This is a genomic window from Streptomyces sp. NPDC002130 (genome assembly GCF_040296465.1).
Taxonomy (GTDB): domain Bacteria; phylum Actinomycetota; class Actinomycetes; order Streptomycetales; family Streptomycetaceae; genus Streptomyces.
Genome location: NZ_JBEOXI010000012.1, coordinates 36516 through 51882 on the forward strand (window position 1 = coordinate 36516; position 15367 = coordinate 51882).

The window sequence follows — 15367 nt, forward strand, 5'->3', positions numbered from 1 at the left end:
ATCGTTCATGTTCACGGCAGAATGTGCTGAGTTCATCCCGCCTGATGGAGATCATTGCCCGCCCAGTGGTGTTCGAGGAGGTACGGGTCATCGAGACGAGTGTCGTCGGCGCGGTCGCGCACGTCGTTCAGGAGCCAGCTCAGCAGTTCCTTGGAGGCGTCGTACTCGTCGTAGAAGCCCATGTGCAGGTCGGTGATCTCGTACTCGATCAACACGTCGTCGATGAAGTCGGCCAGTTGTGTGTCGGCGGCCGGGGCGCGGGTGGCGGTCCATGTGTCCAGCCAGGGGCGCAGGGTGCCCGTGGCGACGGTGATGAGGCTGAGGGTCTCCCTGACGGAGACGGGGCTCGGGCTGGTGTGCAGGGTGGCTCGCCACCAGGCGGACCAGACCTCGTGAAGTGCCTGCGCCAAGGGCGCGTCCCAGGTGGTCCAGCCCGCTTCGCGCAGGCGTGAGGCGATGAGGTTCTCGTCGACATGGAGCCGGCCGGTGACGGCGGCGCGGACGATGCGGGGGGTGAGGCGGCGGTAGAGACGCGGGAAGTCGTCCCAGTGACTGGGGACCTCTGCTGCGACGGCGGACACCAGGTCGTCGGACATCAGGTCGAGGGGTCCGGAGAGTTCGGCCAGATCCTTCGCGCCGTAGCAGTGCGTGCACCCGGCCACGGGGAAGGGCTCTTGCGAGGCGAAGGCGCCATCCAGGGCGTCGAGCGCTGTCATGAGCTGCTGCTGGTGGCGAGACATGGCAACCTGCCGAGGGACTCCGACCGGGTGACCGGCGAAGGTCGCAGGCTATCAGTCGCTGGCGCGCACCGGTGAACCCCGGCGGCTTGCGGTCGTGATCAATCCTCGTGGCGTCGACGCGCGAGATGGACGGTGATGTCGGCGGTCATCTCGACCCGGTTCGGAAGAACCCGCATGATCCGGTTGAACACCTGCTCTCGCTGCGAGGCCGGCAGGACGAGATAGGCCGAGACGGTGGAGAGGTGTCCGAGGTAGTCGCGCGCGCTCGTCGTCAAGCGCCGTTCGGTCGTGGACTGCTGAGTGTCGGTGAACCACTGGGACCGCTGCAGCTCGGTACCCGGCCACTGCATCTCATGTTCCGGAGGCGTCCCGTCGGGCGACGGTATCTCGTCGCTCTCCAAGAACGGTGCTCTCGCCGCACGAACGGCTTCCTCCACGGCCGGGTCGGCCAGCCGGAACGGGCCGCCGAACGAGGCGAACACGCCACCCGGCTCCAGCAGCGCGGCAATGCGTGACCACCGGCCCTCGGGGTTCGTCCAGTGCAGCGCGGCGGCCGCGTAGACCAGCCCGTACCGCTCGCCCGGTCGCAGGTCCTCGAAGGCGGCTTGCATCGTCCCGACGGTGGCCGGTACGTGCTTGCGCAGCTCGGCGAGCATCGACCGGTCGGGCTCCGTCGCGGTGACCACGACCCCCCGCCGAGCGAAGAGCCGGGTTGCTTTGCCGGTCCCGGCGCCGATCTCGAGGGCGGTCCGGACCGGATGGCCCGCGTACTCCATCACCTTGTCGAACAGCTCCACGGGATACCCCGGCCTGAACCGCTCGTACGCTTCCGCCACCGCTCCGAAGCTCAACGCGCGATCAGGCATGCCGAGCATCCTGACACGAGCCGCACCGCCGGTGGTGGTCTTTTACGAAGCCCTGACCAAGGTCGACCATGCCGGGCCTCAGAGGGTCCGGCAGGGGGGTGAGCAGCTGCAGGAAGTGATCGCGGTCCCGTGGGGGTGAGGGCCCGGAGGCCTGCACCGCCTCCTGTCCAGGATGTCTCGGCCGCACCCTGGCCGAGAGCTGACGCCTACGCCTCGACGTCCCGCCGTGGTCGGGAGCGGTCAGGGAGCGTCCCCGCGGTAGTGGAAGCGGCACGTCACTCCGGGGCCCGGTGTGCGTGGTGCGCCGGGGCCGGGGTCGTACAGCGCGCGGCCGTCGGGGAACTGTCCGAGTTCGGTGGGCAGGGCGGCCCCCGTGCCGATCTCGTCCGGCGTCCAACCCGTGACGTCCAGCAGCAGCCCGTCCAGCGGCCCTCCGATGAGCTGGGCATAGGTCCGACCGGAGCGCGGGCCCGGATCGGGGTCGTCGTGGTCGTGGCCGTAGACCCGGCCGCGCAGCAGTTGCTCGTCGCCGTTCATCCGTCCAGCCTCTCAGCCACCACTGACAACGCGGACGCGGAGCGACCGCGGCCACCGGTCGAATGCGCGGGCATCTCGTACGCCGGGGCCATGATGAGCGTATGCCCGATCGTGACGAATTCCTGGAGTGGGTCAGGACCGCTCTGTACGAGGCGGAGCGTGCACTGCACAACGGTGATGCGGCTCCCCGCCGCGCGCTCTGGTCGCGCCACGAGCCCGTGAGTGTCCTGGGGGCATGGCGCAGCGCCCACGGGCAAGAGGAGCTGGACAGGCTCTTCAGGACCCTCGGGAGGAGCTTTTCCGACTGCACGTCGTACGTGTTCGAGCTGCAGGCGTACGACGTCTCAGGAGACATGGCCTACACGGCCGGTCTCGAGCACACCTCCGCCTCCGTCGACGGGGAACCACGCACCTACACGTTGCGGGCCACCCAGGTGTACCGCCGTGAGGACGGCGAGTGGAGGGTGGCCCACCGTCATGGCGACACGGTGACCGAGTGACATGCCCGCGGAGGCTTCCACACGCCGCGCCTGTCGGCGACCCGGGTGGCGCGGCGCCACTCACACATCCGCCGGGCGGGTATGGCCGTAGGCCCGTTCGACCTTTGCCACGTGCAGCGAGAACGAGGCGTACCACTGCTCGCGGCCGCGCGCACGGGCCAGTGTGTGCTCTGCGTGTTCCCGCCAAGCGGCGATCGAGGCCTCGTCCCTCCAGTACGACACCGTGACCCCCAGGCCGTTCGCGCCGCGTGCGGCATCGACGCCGAGGAACCCTGGCTGGTCGGCGGCCAGTTTCATCAACCGCTCGTCCGTCTCCGCATAGCCGTTGTCGCCGGGGGTCCGCAGAGCGGTGAACACCACGGCGTAGTAGGGCGGGGCGGGCAGCGACGCGGGCGCAGGATCGGTCACCAAGGTCCTCCAGCAGACGGCACCGGCAGCATCACCTCAAAGGTCTCGCGTACCCACCAGAACCCACAAGCCCGCCGACCGCTCCCGGACCGTCGCGATCGGCGGCCGCACAGCGATCTTCGCGGCAGCGTCACCGGGGAGGCGTGACCCCCGTCCACGACTCCCCGGTGCGCTCCGCCCACTCCCGGGCCGCCTCCGCGACCGTGCCGGGCATCGGGCTCACTCCCCCTCAGGCATCGGGCTCGGTCCCCGTCACGGGCGCAGATGCTCGATCGTGACGCCGTGCCGCTCGGCCAACCGCTGGGCGATCAGCGAGCGGTGGCATGCCTCCGGATCGCGCTCGACACAGAACAGCGCCGCTGTTCCGCTGCTCGGCAGCGCCGACACGATCGGCGTGAGGTCGGCGCGGTCGAGGATCTCGGTGGTGTAGCGGCGGGTGTACTCGGCGGCAAGCTCGTGGCGCGAGCGCTTGCCGACACCGAGGCGGTCGTCCTCGGCGTACTGGAGCCGCCTGAGTTCGGTGGTCGGGGCGAGCTCGGGGTGATGCTCGTAGGCGATCCGGGCGTGAGCGAGGGCCGCCTGAAGCCGGAGCGAGTTCGCCCAGGCGTACTCGGGTCCCCGAACGCCGCGGCGCTGACGGACGTCGAACAGAAGACGGACGTCGGCGTGGCGCAGCACTTGCAGGAAGGACTCGCCGTCGAAGCCGTAGACGCCGATTGTCACCAAGTGGAGCATCGGACATCACCCATCTGCCCGCTGCTCGTGCCGGTTCGTCCGGCACGAGCAGCTGCGGCGGCGAGGTCGCGTCACGCGACGGCGGTCCCCTCGAGTTCGACCATCTGGCCGGGGACGGCCAACCGTGTCACCCCGAGCAGCGTGGTGGTCGGTGCCACTCCGGCGGCGCCCAGCCGCGACGCCAGCACGCCGTAGTGCGGGAGCAGCAGATCGACGTCGGTGGTGTAGACGTTGAGCCGGACGAGGTTCGCGAGGGACATGCCGGCCTCGCCGAGCACGGCCTCCACGTTGTCGAGGCTCAGCGCCAGCTGTGCGGCCATGTCACCGTCATGGCATGGCTTGCCTGCGCCACTCATCGCGGTCTGCCCGGAGCAGTAGAGGGTCCGGGTGTGACCTGAGACGATCTCGCCCTGGTTGAACCCCATCGCCATCGACCACGTCACCGGGTTGACCGCTGTTCGTTCCACTGCCACATCAGCTCCGTTCGAGTCACGGGATCACGTGCGTCCGTCGGGGCGGTAGCCGCCCTCAACGACGTCGGTGCTCATGAGCCTGCCGAGAAATCACGACACCCTCGGTCATGTATTCGATACGGTTCTTCCATGCGCGCCGATCGGCTGGTATCGCTGGTGCTGCTGCTGCGTCAGCGCGGTCGGTTGACCGCCGAGACGCTGGCCCGCGAGTTGGAGGTGTCCACCCGTACCGTGCTGCGCGACATCGAGGCGCTGTCCGCGGCCGGCGTCCCGGTCTACGCCGAACGCGGACGGCACGGCGGGTTCGCGCTGTTGCCCGGTTTCCGGACCGAGCTCACCGGGCTGAACCACGACGAGGCCCTTGCTCTGCTGACCACCGGATCGGGGCGCGGCGAGCAGGCGTTCGGCCTCGGTCCGGCGCTCGCTTCGGCGCTGCGCAAAGTGGCTGACGCGCTGCCCGAGAGCCATCGGGCCACCGCGAACGACGCCGCCCGGCGCCTTCTCGTCGAGCCGGAGACCGATCTGCTCTCACGTCGGCCGGCCACGGAGGACGTGCCCGGCACGACGATGATCGAGATTCGTCGCGCGGTGCTCGCCGGACACAAGCTGCGCATCCACTACGCCGCCACGGCCCGGACGCCGCAGTGGCGCACAGTGGATCCGATCGGCCTGGTCACCGTACGCGACCGGGGTTATCTGCTGGCCACGAGATCCGGCGCGGACCGCACCTACCGGCTGTCGCGGGTCCTGGCCGCCGAAGAGCTGCCCGAACCGGCACAGCGGCAGAGTCAGGTCGATCTGGACCGGGTCTGGCGGGAACGCTGCGCGCGGTTTCTGTCCACTGATCACATCGCCGTGCGGGTGCGGGTGCTCCCGGGGCGGCGAGAGGAACTGCTGAGCAGTGCGGTAGCGGTACGCGCCGCAGAACGCGATGCCGACGGCTGGTTGCGGCTGGAGGTGACGTTCGAGGATCTACGACACGCCGAGTGGGCGCTGTGGCGGCTCGGCACGGACGCGGAAGCACTGACCCCGGTGGCGTTGCGCGCCTCCCTGCGCGACCGGGCCGCCGCGATGTCGGCCCACTACGCAGAACCCTCCTGACAGTGGCAGTTGGCTGCCGGCTCTTGGCCTGCTCGGTGGTCGAAGGCCCTTTCCCTCCACCCTCCGCGTCCCGGTGCACCGTTCCAGGCTGCAGGCGTCTGTGCTGGTCAGACGCGTTCCAGCGTTCCGGCGTCCCGAACCGACCGCGTGTTGTGGCGGATGGGACGAAACACGGAAGAGGCTGAGGCCGTCCAAGCAACCCGCTGGGCAACCCACTTCGCACCATGGAGATCACGATGCGTTCGCGCTTTGCCGCCCCCTCCGCCCGCCTCGCCCTGGCCGCGGTCGCCGCACTGGCCGTCACCGCCACCGCGACCACCACGGCCGCGGCCACGACCGACGGCCGGAGCAACGCCGTGCGGGCCTGCGCAACGAAGGACCTGAGCTTCAAGGTCAGCGTGAAGACGCAGGCGGGCGGCTACTTCCTCGTCACCGCCAAGGCCAAGCCGGGCATCACCTGTTACCTGGAAGGCGTCTTCCCCTCCGCCTCCTTCGGCTCCTCCGCCGACACCGAGGTGGCGCCGGCCGAGCACAGCGTCGGCGAGCGGGTCACCCTGTCCGGCTCCACCGCCGCGTACGCCGGTATCAACCCCAAGACCACGAACGGCGATCACGGCAAGCAGTTCGACTTCCTGCACCTGTCCGTCGCCGGCGACGAGACCAACGCCGTCACCCTCACTCTTCCGGAGACCGCCACGGTGGACCGGCCCGTCGCCACCAACTGGCACGCCGATCCCGCCGACGCCGTCCCCTTCTCGAACTGACGCCGCACCGAACGCCCCCGGCAGACGGACACCGTCGGCCGGGGGTTCGGCACGTCTTCGACCGCCCGGGGTCTGCCGGAACCGCAACCTCGAGTGCCGAGCCGTGGAGGCCTGGCAGGACTGGGGCCAACCGACACGAGGGGCGCGTGACCGCCGTCGACATCTCGGCCGGCCTGCCGTTGTCACCGCGTTCCCTCAGGACGAACCGGCGCCCTTGCCGAAACAGTCCCACTCACGACGACGTCGCCGCCCTCCTGCGCTGTCACCAGTAGGAAGGACTTGCCCGTCGTGGTGGCCGTGTGGCGGCGACTATGCGTGCCAGAGCGAGCTGCGCCGATGACGCGTCGGCGGGATGTCCACCGAGTCCGCGGCTTCGAGGGCGACTTCGTCGACGCCGGCATGCACCAGCCCCATCAGAGTCCCCACCTGGGTCCGCAGCCGCTGCCGCGCCCGGCGTTCCTCCAGTGCGGACCACTCGGCGATGGAGCGGTCCCTCCGGCGCCGAGCGAACGAGTAGACCTCCACCGTGCGACGGACCGGGCGAGGTTGAGGCCTTCGGGACTCTCGCGCCGCATCGGTGAAGCTGCGCGCGCTGTACCTCAGGCCGTGGAGAACCGCCGAACGGCAGGGGGCTTTTGACGGGCGGTCGTGTGCACTTCGGCCGAGTGAAGGGGGCAGATGGTGGGCGGTGCGTGTCACGGGGGCTCCGATCGCAGCAACCGCCAGGCGTCTCCTGGCGGGCTACCTGAAGCCCGTCGGACCGGTCGAACGTGCGTCTCCCATACGCTCAACCCTATCCCGCTGCGTCCGTGTGCGGGCCTGCCGCGGCAATCCCTGGCATCGCTCGAGTCGCTTCCTGCGCTCCCCTTTCCCTTGCCGCGGTGCCGGTGCGTCGACGCCGGTGCCCTCATGAAGGTGGTGATCTTGGGAAGACGGTGGGGGTGATCTTGCTGTCGTCCCCATGAGGAGGGCTCCGATGAGGGGGGATGTCGTGACAACGCCTACGCGTCGTAAGCCGTTTGAGAAGCGGCGCCGCTATGGGTTCGATCTTCGGTCGACGGCCCTGTTCTTCGTGTTTCTCGCCGTACTCGTGATGGTCCTGGGACTCGCCGCTCGCGTGGCGGCTGGCGCCGTCGAGCGGCGTCCCGCCTGGATGTTCGTGCTGGTCGTGATAGCTGTCGCAGGCTACCTGGGCCTGCGGCGCCGCTATCGCTTGGCGGGAGTGGCACGCCGGGCCGCCACAGCGCTCGACGAGGCGGCCAGGGAAGCGGCCGAGGTGCTGGAAGCTCCCGCGGTCCCCACTCAGCGGGCGTCCGCCCCCGCTCCCGCCGACACCGTCGCCGTGGCCGTCGACCACGACGCCCTGACGCCGGAGGAGTTCGAGGAGGCGATCGCCGGACTCTGCGAACGCGACGGCTGCACCGAGGTCGAAGTCGTGGGAGGAGCCGGGGACTTGGGCGCCGACGTCCTGGCCGTGACGCCCGACGGACGCCGGATCGTCCTCCAGTGCAAGCACTACGGCGAGGCGCATCGGGTCGGATCCCAGGACCTGCAGCGCTTCGGGGGCACATGCTTCACCGTGCACGAGGCCGATGTCGCCGTACTGGTCTGCACGAGCGATTTCACGGCGCCGGCGGTGGAGTACGCCGAGCAGTGCGGGATCGTGTGCGTGAACCGGGAGGCCCTGGAGGCATGGACGGACGGCACCGGCCCGCGCCCCTGGGAGACCACCCCGGAAGGTGGGGAAGCAGGCTGGGAGACCGTCGGGGCCGGGATCTGAGCGGGGCGGACCGGCGGACGGGCCACTTGCCCGCACGCACGGAGGTCGGTGCGGCTCCGTCAGCAAATCGCTTGATCGAGCCCGGGACGGGTGTGGCAGGCTGGCGCGGTGATACCTGCGCTGGCCCCTGGGTTTCTGAGCTGGGACGAGGTGGACCCCGCCCGCCACCCCTTCGACGCCGCGTCGGCGGCACAGGTCGTTCACTCGCTCGGTCCGGCCCGGTGTGTGCCACGTCGGCCGGACGTCCCCTTCGCCGACCCGGCGATGAGCACCTGGGACCGGGACGAGGCCACGCTGTGGGCCGATGCCATGTCGCACGCCTTGGTGGAGCACTACGGCCGCTGGGCAGCGGGCTGGCGCTGGTCGCACGACGAAGGGGACTTCGACGGCGGACCGGTCGGGCACTGGTGCTGCCCGCGCGACTCGATCACCACCCCCGAGGAGACGCTCACCCGGGTCGTCGCGGCGCTGTGTGAATGGCGTGCATGGCTCGAAAGTCTCGCCGGATGGATCGAGGCGTACCCGCTGGACCTGCGCACCGTCGAGGACGACCGGATCCTGTGGGACCGGGCGGCCCGCAACCTGATCCTTCAGGTGACCGACCGCACCGGGTGCGGCAGCGGCTGGCACGGGCACTGCCGACAGGTACTCACCTGGTTCCTCGACCGCTGGAACGTCGCGGCCGATGTCGCCGGGAAGCTGGTCGACCGCGCGATCGGCGGACGTTTCGAGAGCTGGACCGGTCCTGACCACACCCTGGTCGACGATGTCGCGGAGCGGCTCGCGCGGTCCCTGCGGCCGGCCGACCGCGCGCAGTCCGCCGAGCCGCTGCCGGACCACCTCGAGCGCTGGCTCGCGGTGCGTGAGGGCGTGCCGTGGCAGCAGGCCCGGGGCAGTGGCGTGAACGGACCGGTGACCCCGTGTCGCGACGGCGCGGCGGAAGACATCCGCGGCTTCGACGGTGCCCTTGACCCGGCCCGGGCCCACGGCCTGCTCGCCGCCCTGGAAGTGCTGCGGGCCGACGCCGCACGCGGCGCCCGCCTCGACTTCGCCCTGCTGCAGCGCTGGCAGCAGCACGTCCTGAGCACCCCGCAGCCCCCGTCGTTGCGCAGCAGGCCTGCCTTCGCGAAGGGCGGCCGGGAACGCTACGGCATCACCCCCGGCATCGAGGGCCGACTGGATGCCTGCCTGACGGAGAGCGCACGCGACGCCGACCGGCCCCTCCCCCTGACTGCTCGCGCCGCCCGTGCCTACCTCGACGTCTGCTTCTTCCACCCCTTCGACGACGGCAACGCCCGCTGCGCCTTCCTCACCCTGCTCTTCGTCCTCGCCCGCGAAGGCATCGCCCTCGACGATGTCCTCCTGCTGCGCCGGGTCGCCTTCCAGGCCGACGAACCCCGGGACGCGCTGACTCTCGCCTCGTACATAGACCTCCACATCACCGAGACCCGGCGCCGTGCCGTCTCACTCGATTGAGTGCCTTGCGATCCGGCGGTAATCCGGGCTCGGCGGGGTAATGGGATGTCGTTCAACACACTGTGGAGAAGGAGCCGAGGATGACCGACGACGCCTACCTGTTCCTGCTTGACGACGCGTCCGCGCAGCTCGGTGTGTCGCCGGCCGCCGTCGGTGAACTCGCGTGCATGGAAACTCCCGCCGTCCGTGCCTGGCTTGATGCCCAGGGAAGCACGCCGGCCTCACCCCACCTGCGCCTGCTGCCTCCGGAGGAGACGGCCGCCGTGCCCGAGGGAGCGGAACGGCTGCCCGTCCCGCTGAGTGAGGAGGAGCTGAGCCGCCTGCGCCACCAGATGGTCCCGGAGCCGCTGGCCCGGGTCGAGCAGGAGCTGCTCGCCTACCGTGACTGCACCGACGGGCGGGACGGCCTGATCGGGAAGGCACTCGCCGCCGGTGTGGCACCGCACCGCATCGTCGAGTTGACCGGGGTGGACCCCGCGACCGTGACCGCCGCCGCGAGCCGGTGACGACACCGCGGGCACCCCATCCCGCCCGCTCCTGCATTCGGCCCCGCCGGGCGAGAACCATCCGGCGGGGCCGATCAGCGTGACCGTCTGTCTTCCGTCGCGGCCCGAAGCAGCCACGGCGAGCCCCACTTCCAGGGCGGGCCGGATCAGCGGCTGCGGGTGAAGACCTTGTTCCGGGTGGAGCCGCCGACGCACAGCTTCTTCTCGTCGGCCGTCATCGTGCGGGACTTGACCACGACCGCGCTGTGCTTGCCGTCCGTGCCGTTCGGGGCCGGGCCGGTGACGGTGTCGGGCACGAACCAGTAGTAGTGGCCCCACTTGGGGTCGTCGTAGTGGGTCTGCCACGTGCCGGATATCTGCTGCATCACCTGGGCACGGGAGATCCAGCCCACTTCTCCCGGCTTCACGGTCACGGTGAAGGAACTCGTCTCCGTGTGAGAGCTCTGCCAGCTGTAATTGTAGGTCGCAGTCACGCTCGCCGTGATGATGCCTTCGATGCCGCCGCCCACCGTGACCGAGCCTCCCACCGAATGGGAGGAGCCCACGGTGTCGGCCCATGACATCGACTGGGAGGCAGGTGACTCGGTGCAGTTGAAGAGCAGTTCGGAGACCTGACGGGGCTCACCGAGATAGGCCTTGCCGAGTTGCGGGGAATTGAAGCTGCACTTGCCTTCTCCGGAGGCACAGTCGGCCATGATCTGTTCCGCGGTGGGCTGTTCCCCGGCCGCGGCCGGCACGGCCGTCGTGATCACCCCTTGTTTCGGCAGGGCTTGCAGTCACCCGTGATGCCCATGAGGCTCACGCAATCGACGGTCCGGCTACACCGGCCAACTTTGCTGAGTCGAGGCAGCGTTGACGACGGATCCGGTCAGGTCCATCGAAAGGCCGCTGGTGCCACGTCACTTCGTGGCACCAGCGGCGTGGGGGGACTGGTCAGTTGAGGGGTTCGAGCGTGAGATAGGCCTGGCGGGGGTTGCCGTCGTGGACGAGCGATTCATGGTGGCCGACGTCGTCGAAGGCGAAGGCGTAAGCCTTTCCGTCCGCCATCTGGGCGTGGATCTTGCGCGCGTAGTGGTTGGTGACGTTGTCCTTGTAGAAGTCGGTGGCGCCGGCGTCGGGCTGGTTGGGGTTCACCAGCAGAGTGGCGCGGTTGAATCCGGCACACAACGTGCGGGAAATCGGGCCGCGTACCTGGTCGTTCGGGGCGTCGAGCCTTCCGTGGCAGCCGAAGACGGAGGAGGCGTCCGGCTTCTGGAAGCTGGTGACGACCGCGCCGGCACTGTTCGTGAAGTTCATGACGCCACCGGAGACCCGGCCGTAGTACTTGGTGCCGGGCCGGTCGGCGAAGGGGGTGACCGTCAGGGTCGAGGTGGAGTACCTCTGCCAGACGCGGTTGACGTAGTCGTCCATGACGGTGGCCGGCAGGGCGCCGGTCTCGACACCGTACAGCGGCGACAGAGCACGCAGTACGGTGCCGTCCGGACGGGTCTGGATCAGGTTGGCCCAGCCTCCGGGCTGCCCCCTGAGGGCGTTGAAGAAGCCGGTGTACCCGCCGGTCTTGAGCCGTCCGGTGCTGGCGGTGCTGCCGTCGGCTCGCTGTACTCCCACCGCGTAGGGAGCGGAGAACATGTCGACCTGTGTGCTGTTGATCCACAGGCCCGAGTCGTTGAGCGTGTACTCCGACCAGTTGAACAGGATGTTCCGGTTGGGGTCGGTCGGGTTCTGCACGGCGGGCTGTACCAGGCCTCCGGTGGTGAGCTTGAAGACCAGTTTCTGACCGTAGGAGAAGTACACGCGTCCGGAGAACTTCGGCATGCGGATCGTGGTCGACTGCCCTGCCGCCGGGCCCGGGATCGAGGCGTCGGGGGCGGGAGCCGGCGGGTTGCCGCCGGCCGGCCAGGGGTGGAAGGTGCCGCCCGCGTCGGCCCAGCCCTGCCGTCCGGTCGAGAGTTCCGTGCCGAGGTTGTAGATGTACAGCTGCTCGCCGCGGGACGAATTGTTGGTGATCTTCAAAGGAATCGTCGCCGGCACGGCGGCATGGGCCGGCGCACCCGTTCCGGTCGCCAGCAGTGATCCGGCGAGGACCGTGGCCAGGGACAGCCCCGCGGCCGTGGCCCGGCGCCTGAGAGTTCGCAACACGCTCTGCCTCCGTTCGACGTTCGGCCGATTCTGAGAGCGCTCTCAGAGTTGCGCTTTGGTCCGTACCTGTCAACACATCGGGAGCGCTCGGTCAGCTCGGGCACCCGTCGTGCAGGGATCCGCGCAGGCAGGAGACGACGACCACGAAGGGCCAGACCGACTGGAGGGTCGTCACGGCGCGCTCGGCGACACCGGCCACGCCATGGAGGTGCAGCTCGATCAGGAACCAGGCCGCGCCGGCCGCCATGACCGCGGTCGCCCCCAGGGAGGGGAAGGGGCGCAGGGCCCACGGCACGGCGGTACCGGCCCGGGCGGCCAGCACGGGCCATGCCGCCAGGACGGCGAATCCCACGGCGGCCACCGAACCGTGGCTCAGCGAACCGCCGCTGCTCGGCGCCGGGAACACGGCCACCGCCAGCGCCGACACGCCTCCGGCCGCCAAGGCCATCCGCCCCGCGGTCGCGGCCGGGCGCAGGCCCCAGGCCGTCAGCAGGTGGCAGAACCCCAGGGCGACGAACGCCGCCGTCATCACCCAGGATCCCGAGTTTCCGGGAGCCGCCAGGACGCTGATCGTCTGGGCGGCCGGGTCGTAGGGGCGGCCTTGCAGCGATGCCGCCATCAGCCAGCCCGTGATCAGGAAGACCGGGGCGCACCCCGACGACACCAGCGCCCATGTAGGTACAGATCGCATCGGGACACCGTAAAGCCGGACATCCGTGTCCTCCGGTTCCGTCCCGCGGGCCGCCTCACGTGGCGTAGTCGCACGGCCCGCTCCGCCCGGGAAGCGCAGGATGGAACCGTGCGGCCGGGCGTCGAAAGGTGATCGGGCATGGAGCTCACTCTCGTGGTGCTGATCATCATCGTGGGTCTGACGTTCGACTTCACCAACGGCTTCCACGACGCCGCGAACGCGATCGCCACCTCGATCTCCACCAGGGCCCTGACGCCCCGCGTGGCGCTGGTCATGGCCGCGGTGATGAACTTCTGCGGCGCCTTCCTGGGAACGGGGGTAGCCCAGACCGTCGGCAGCGGCATCATCGGGGCGCCCGAGGCGACCTCCGGGCTGCTGCTCGTCCTGTGCGCGCTCCTGGGCGCCATCGGGTGGAACGTCTTCACCTGGTGGCGCGGGCTGCCCACCTCGTCCTCGCACGCCCTGATCGGCGGGCTGGTCGGTGCCGCGCTCGCCGCGTCCGCCACGGTGCACTGGTCGGGCATCCTGGACAAGGTCGTCCTGCCGATGCTGCTGTCCCCGCTGGTCGGCGTGGTGCTGGGATACCTCTTGCACACGGGCATCCTGTGGGTGTTCCGGCGTTCGGCACCCCGGCGCACCATGCGGCGATTCCGTATGGCGCAGACCGTCTCCGCCGCCGCCATGGGTCTGGGGCACGGGTTGCAGGACGCGCAGAAGACCATGGGGGTCATCGTGCTGGCGCTGGTCACGGCCGGCTGGCAGGACGACTTCTCGGTGCCGGTGTGGGTGATCGCCGCCGTGGCGGCCGCCATGGCGGCCGGTACGTACAGCGGCGGGCGTCGCATCATCACGACTCTGGGGCGGCGCATCGTGCACCTCGATCCGCCGCGCGGTTTCGCCGCCGAGACCGCTGCCGCGGCCGTCCTCTACACGACCGCGTTCCTGGTGAAGGCGCCGATCTCCACCACGCAGACCATCACCGCCGCCATTCTGGGTTCCGGTGCCACCCGGCGCTTCTCCGCCGTACGCTGGCAGGTGGCCCGTTCGATCGGCACCGCCTGGATCCTCACCTTTCCCGGCGCGGGGATCCCGGCCGCGGCGCTCTACCTCTTCCTGCACGCCGTCACCCCTCTGTGAGCACAGCCGGAGGCCGTCCATGACCGCTCTTCCCGGCCGTCCGCGGTCCGTGGAGCCCCCCGCCCGGGCCCCGGACGGCCTTCCGCTGCCCGGGCGCTTCGCCCATCTGCACCCGGACGACGGGGCGTGCCTGATGGAGGCCGCAGCCCTGCTGGCCTCCGCCCGCTTCACCGACAGCCCGGCCGGGACGCATCCGGCGCTCGCGGCCCTGGCCCGGGTGGTCAACGACAGCGTCGGTGACGGCGCCCGGTACGCCTTGTGGCCGCTGGCCGCCGACCTCGCGGACGCCCACCCCTCGGGCCGTGACTACGCACCGCTGCTGGTCGGCACGGTCGTGGACGCGGCACGCCTGGTGCGCCCCGCGTCGCGGCCTCTGGCCCGGTACAGCCGGGCGTGCCGCCGGAGGGCGGCGAGACTCAGCTACGTGTCGGCGGGAGGCGCGGCGGCCCGGATCGCCGATCTGCTGTGGTGGCGCGGGCCGGGGCGTCGGCACTTGGAACACGCCGTGCGGGTGCTGTGCGCCGCCCCGGACGCCGAGCGGCGGCTGTCCGGGCTGTTGCGGCAGGCCGTGGCGCAGGCACGGGAGGACCCGGACGACCGGGCTCCGGGCAGGGAGGTTCCCTGCAACCGTTAGGCACGAGGGGCCGTCCTACAGGCCACCATGATCCCCGCCGACATCACCGGCCCCTCGGCCGCACCGGTTCGCCGGCTGCTCGCCTTCGCCTGGACCCAGACGCGTGCCTGCGCCTTCGCCCTCGCCCTGCTGTCCGGCGTGGCCGTCTCCGCGCTGCTGCCCGACCTGCCCGTGGCACGTTACGACGTGCTGGTCGTCTACGGCGTGCTGCTCACGCTGGTGTTCTGGGCGCGCGGCTGGGAGAACGGGCGGGACGTCGCCGTCATCACGGTCTGCCATGTCATCGGCCTGGCCTTCGAACTGGTGAAGGTGTCGCTCGGCTCGTGGAGCTACCCGGAACCGGCCGTGCTGAAGTTCGCCGGTGTTCCGCTGTACGGCGGGTTCCTGTACGCGGCGGTGGGCAGCTACGTCTGCCGGGCCTGGCATCTGTTCGATCTGGGGCTCGTGCGCTACCGGCCGCGTGCGACCGCCGTGGTCGCCGCGGCCATATACGTCAACTTCTTCACCCATCACTGGCTGCCCGACATGCGCTGGGCGCTGGCCGGGCTGCTCGTTGCCGTGACGCTGGGGACATCGGTGCGGTTCACGGTGCGCGGGGCGCGCCTGCGGATGCCGCTGGCGTTGTCGTTCGTGCTGATCGGGTTCTTCCTGTGGGTGGCGGAGAATCTGGCGACCTTGGCCGGCACGTGGCGGTACCCGTATCAGGAGCACGGCTGGGAGCCGGTGGGGGTGGAGAAGTTCGGAGCCTGGGCGTTGCTCATCAGCGTGACGTTCGTGCTGGCGGCAGTGGGGCGGCGTACGGATTCCGGGGCTTCGCCGGAAGGGGGCTGAGGACTGCCGGACGCCGTGAAGTCGTCGTGGAGGCGTTCGCCTGAGTATC

The 15367-nt window shown here is 70.2% G+C and carries 19 protein-coding genes; 9 read left to right on the forward strand and 10 right to left on the reverse strand.

Annotated elements, in window-relative coordinates; all coding sequences use genetic code 11:
* Positions 1–32 precede the first annotated feature (32 nt).
* The 3 genes from ABT116_RS03885 to ABT116_RS03895 form a co-directional block, all read right to left on the reverse strand.
* Positions 33–740: a hypothetical protein gene (locus ABT116_RS03885; RefSeq protein ID WP_351627351.1), complete on the reverse strand. Its 708-nt coding sequence runs from the start codon at positions 738–740 to the stop codon at positions 33–35.
* 98 nt (positions 741–838) lie between these two features.
* Positions 839–1606: a class I SAM-dependent methyltransferase gene (locus ABT116_RS03890; protein WP_351627354.1), complete on the reverse strand. Its 768-nt coding sequence runs from the start codon at positions 1604–1606 to the stop codon at positions 839–841.
* 240 nt (positions 1607–1846) lie between these two features.
* Positions 1847–2143 (reverse strand): hypothetical protein, encoded by a 297-nt coding sequence (locus ABT116_RS03895; protein ID WP_351627356.1) that lies wholly within the window; start codon positions 2141–2143, stop codon positions 1847–1849.
* A 101-nt stretch (positions 2144–2244) separates the two neighbouring features.
* Here ABT116_RS03895 and ABT116_RS03900 point away from each other — a divergent pair, with 101 nt between their 5' ends.
* Complete coding sequence (locus tag ABT116_RS03900; protein ID WP_351627359.1) at positions 2245–2643, forward strand: YybH family protein; 399 nt, start codon at positions 2245–2247, stop codon at positions 2641–2643.
* Between the two features lie 60 nt (positions 2644–2703).
* Here the strand turns inward: ABT116_RS03900 and ABT116_RS03905 are convergent, their stop codons facing one another.
* The 3 genes from ABT116_RS03905 to ABT116_RS03915 all read right to left on the reverse strand — a co-directional run bounded on the left by ABT116_RS03905 (position 2704) and on the right by ABT116_RS03915 (position 4253).
* A complete protein-coding gene (locus tag ABT116_RS03905; protein ID WP_351627361.1) occupies positions 2704–3051 on the reverse strand; it encodes an antibiotic biosynthesis monooxygenase family protein in 348 nt (115 codons plus the stop codon).
* 252 nt (positions 3052–3303) lie between these two features.
* On the reverse strand, positions 3304–3774 hold the full coding sequence (locus ABT116_RS03910; protein ID WP_351627364.1) for a DUF488 family protein, N3 subclade: 471 nt from the start codon (positions 3772–3774) through the stop codon (positions 3304–3306).
* A gap of 83 nt (positions 3775–3857) precedes the next feature.
* Positions 3858–4253 carry a RidA family protein gene (locus ABT116_RS03915; protein WP_351627366.1) on the reverse strand — a complete coding sequence of 132 codons (396 nt, stop codon included), beginning with the start codon at positions 4251–4253 and terminating at the stop codon, positions 3858–3860.
* Between the two features lie 135 nt (positions 4254–4388).
* Between ABT116_RS03915 and ABT116_RS03920 the strand changes: the two genes are divergently transcribed.
* Both ABT116_RS03920 and ABT116_RS03925 read left to right on the forward strand, forming a co-directional pair.
* Positions 4389–5360 (forward strand): helix-turn-helix transcriptional regulator, encoded by a 972-nt coding sequence (locus ABT116_RS03920; RefSeq protein ID WP_351627368.1) that lies wholly within the window; start codon positions 4389–4391, stop codon positions 5358–5360.
* Between the two features lie 236 nt (positions 5361–5596).
* Entirely contained in the window at positions 5597–6124 is a 528-nt protein-coding gene (locus tag ABT116_RS03925) for a DUF4232 domain-containing protein (RefSeq protein ID WP_351627376.1), read from the forward strand.
* 309 nt (positions 6125–6433) lie between these two features.
* Here the strand turns inward: ABT116_RS03925 and ABT116_RS03930 are convergent, their stop codons facing one another.
* Positions 6434–6649, reverse strand: coding sequence for a hypothetical protein (locus tag ABT116_RS03930; RefSeq protein ID WP_351627379.1), 216 nt, complete (start codon positions 6647–6649; stop codon positions 6434–6436).
* 466 nt (positions 6650–7115) lie between these two features.
* On the opposite strand from ABT116_RS03930, the gene ABT116_RS03935 reads away from it, so the two are divergent.
* The 3 genes from ABT116_RS03935 (at position 7116) to ABT116_RS03945 (ending at position 9886) form a co-directional block, all read left to right on the forward strand.
* The gene (locus ABT116_RS03935) at positions 7116–7904 is read left to right on the forward strand and encodes a restriction endonuclease (protein ID WP_351627381.1); all 789 of its coding nucleotides are present in this window, start codon (positions 7116–7118) and stop codon (positions 7902–7904) included.
* A 108-nt stretch (positions 7905–8012) separates the two neighbouring features.
* Entirely contained in the window at positions 8013–9380 is a 1368-nt protein-coding gene (locus ABT116_RS03940; protein ID WP_351627383.1) for a Fic family protein, read from the forward strand.
* Between the two features lie 80 nt (positions 9381–9460).
* A complete protein-coding gene (locus tag ABT116_RS03945) occupies positions 9461–9886 on the forward strand; it encodes a DUF6003 family protein (protein ID WP_351627386.1) in 426 nt (141 codons plus the stop codon).
* A gap of 146 nt (positions 9887–10032) precedes the next feature.
* Here ABT116_RS03945 and ABT116_RS03950 read toward each other — a convergent pair whose 3' ends face one another.
* The 3 genes from ABT116_RS03950 to ABT116_RS03960 form a co-directional block, all read right to left on the reverse strand.
* Complete coding sequence (locus ABT116_RS03950) at positions 10033–10638, reverse strand: hypothetical protein (RefSeq protein ID WP_351627388.1); 606 nt, start codon at positions 10636–10638, stop codon at positions 10033–10035.
* A 181-nt stretch (positions 10639–10819) separates the two neighbouring features.
* Positions 10820–12025: a glycoside hydrolase family 64 protein gene (locus ABT116_RS03955; protein ID WP_351627391.1), complete on the reverse strand. Its 1206-nt coding sequence runs from the start codon at positions 12023–12025 to the stop codon at positions 10820–10822.
* A 91-nt stretch (positions 12026–12116) separates the two neighbouring features.
* Complete coding sequence (locus ABT116_RS03960) at positions 12117–12716, reverse strand: DUF998 domain-containing protein (RefSeq protein ID WP_351627393.1); 600 nt, start codon at positions 12714–12716, stop codon at positions 12117–12119.
* 138 nt (positions 12717–12854) lie between these two features.
* Between ABT116_RS03960 and ABT116_RS03965 the strand changes: the two genes are divergently transcribed.
* Genes ABT116_RS03965 through ABT116_RS03975 form a run of 3 tightly spaced genes read left to right on the forward strand, consistent with a single transcriptional unit; the run spans position 12855 to position 15318 of the window.
* On the forward strand, positions 12855–13853 hold the full coding sequence (locus tag ABT116_RS03965) for an inorganic phosphate transporter (RefSeq protein ID WP_351627396.1): 999 nt from the start codon (positions 12855–12857) through the stop codon (positions 13851–13853).
* Positions 13854–13872: 19 nt separating this feature from the next.
* Positions 13873–14487, forward strand: a complete 615-nt coding sequence (locus ABT116_RS03970; protein ID WP_351627399.1) for a hypothetical protein — start codon at positions 13873–13875, stop codon at positions 14485–14487.
* A 27-nt stretch (positions 14488–14514) separates the two neighbouring features.
* Positions 14515–15318: a DUF817 domain-containing protein gene (locus ABT116_RS03975; protein ID WP_351627402.1), complete on the forward strand. Its 804-nt coding sequence runs from the start codon at positions 14515–14517 to the stop codon at positions 15316–15318.
* Positions 15319–15367 lie beyond the last annotated feature (49 nt).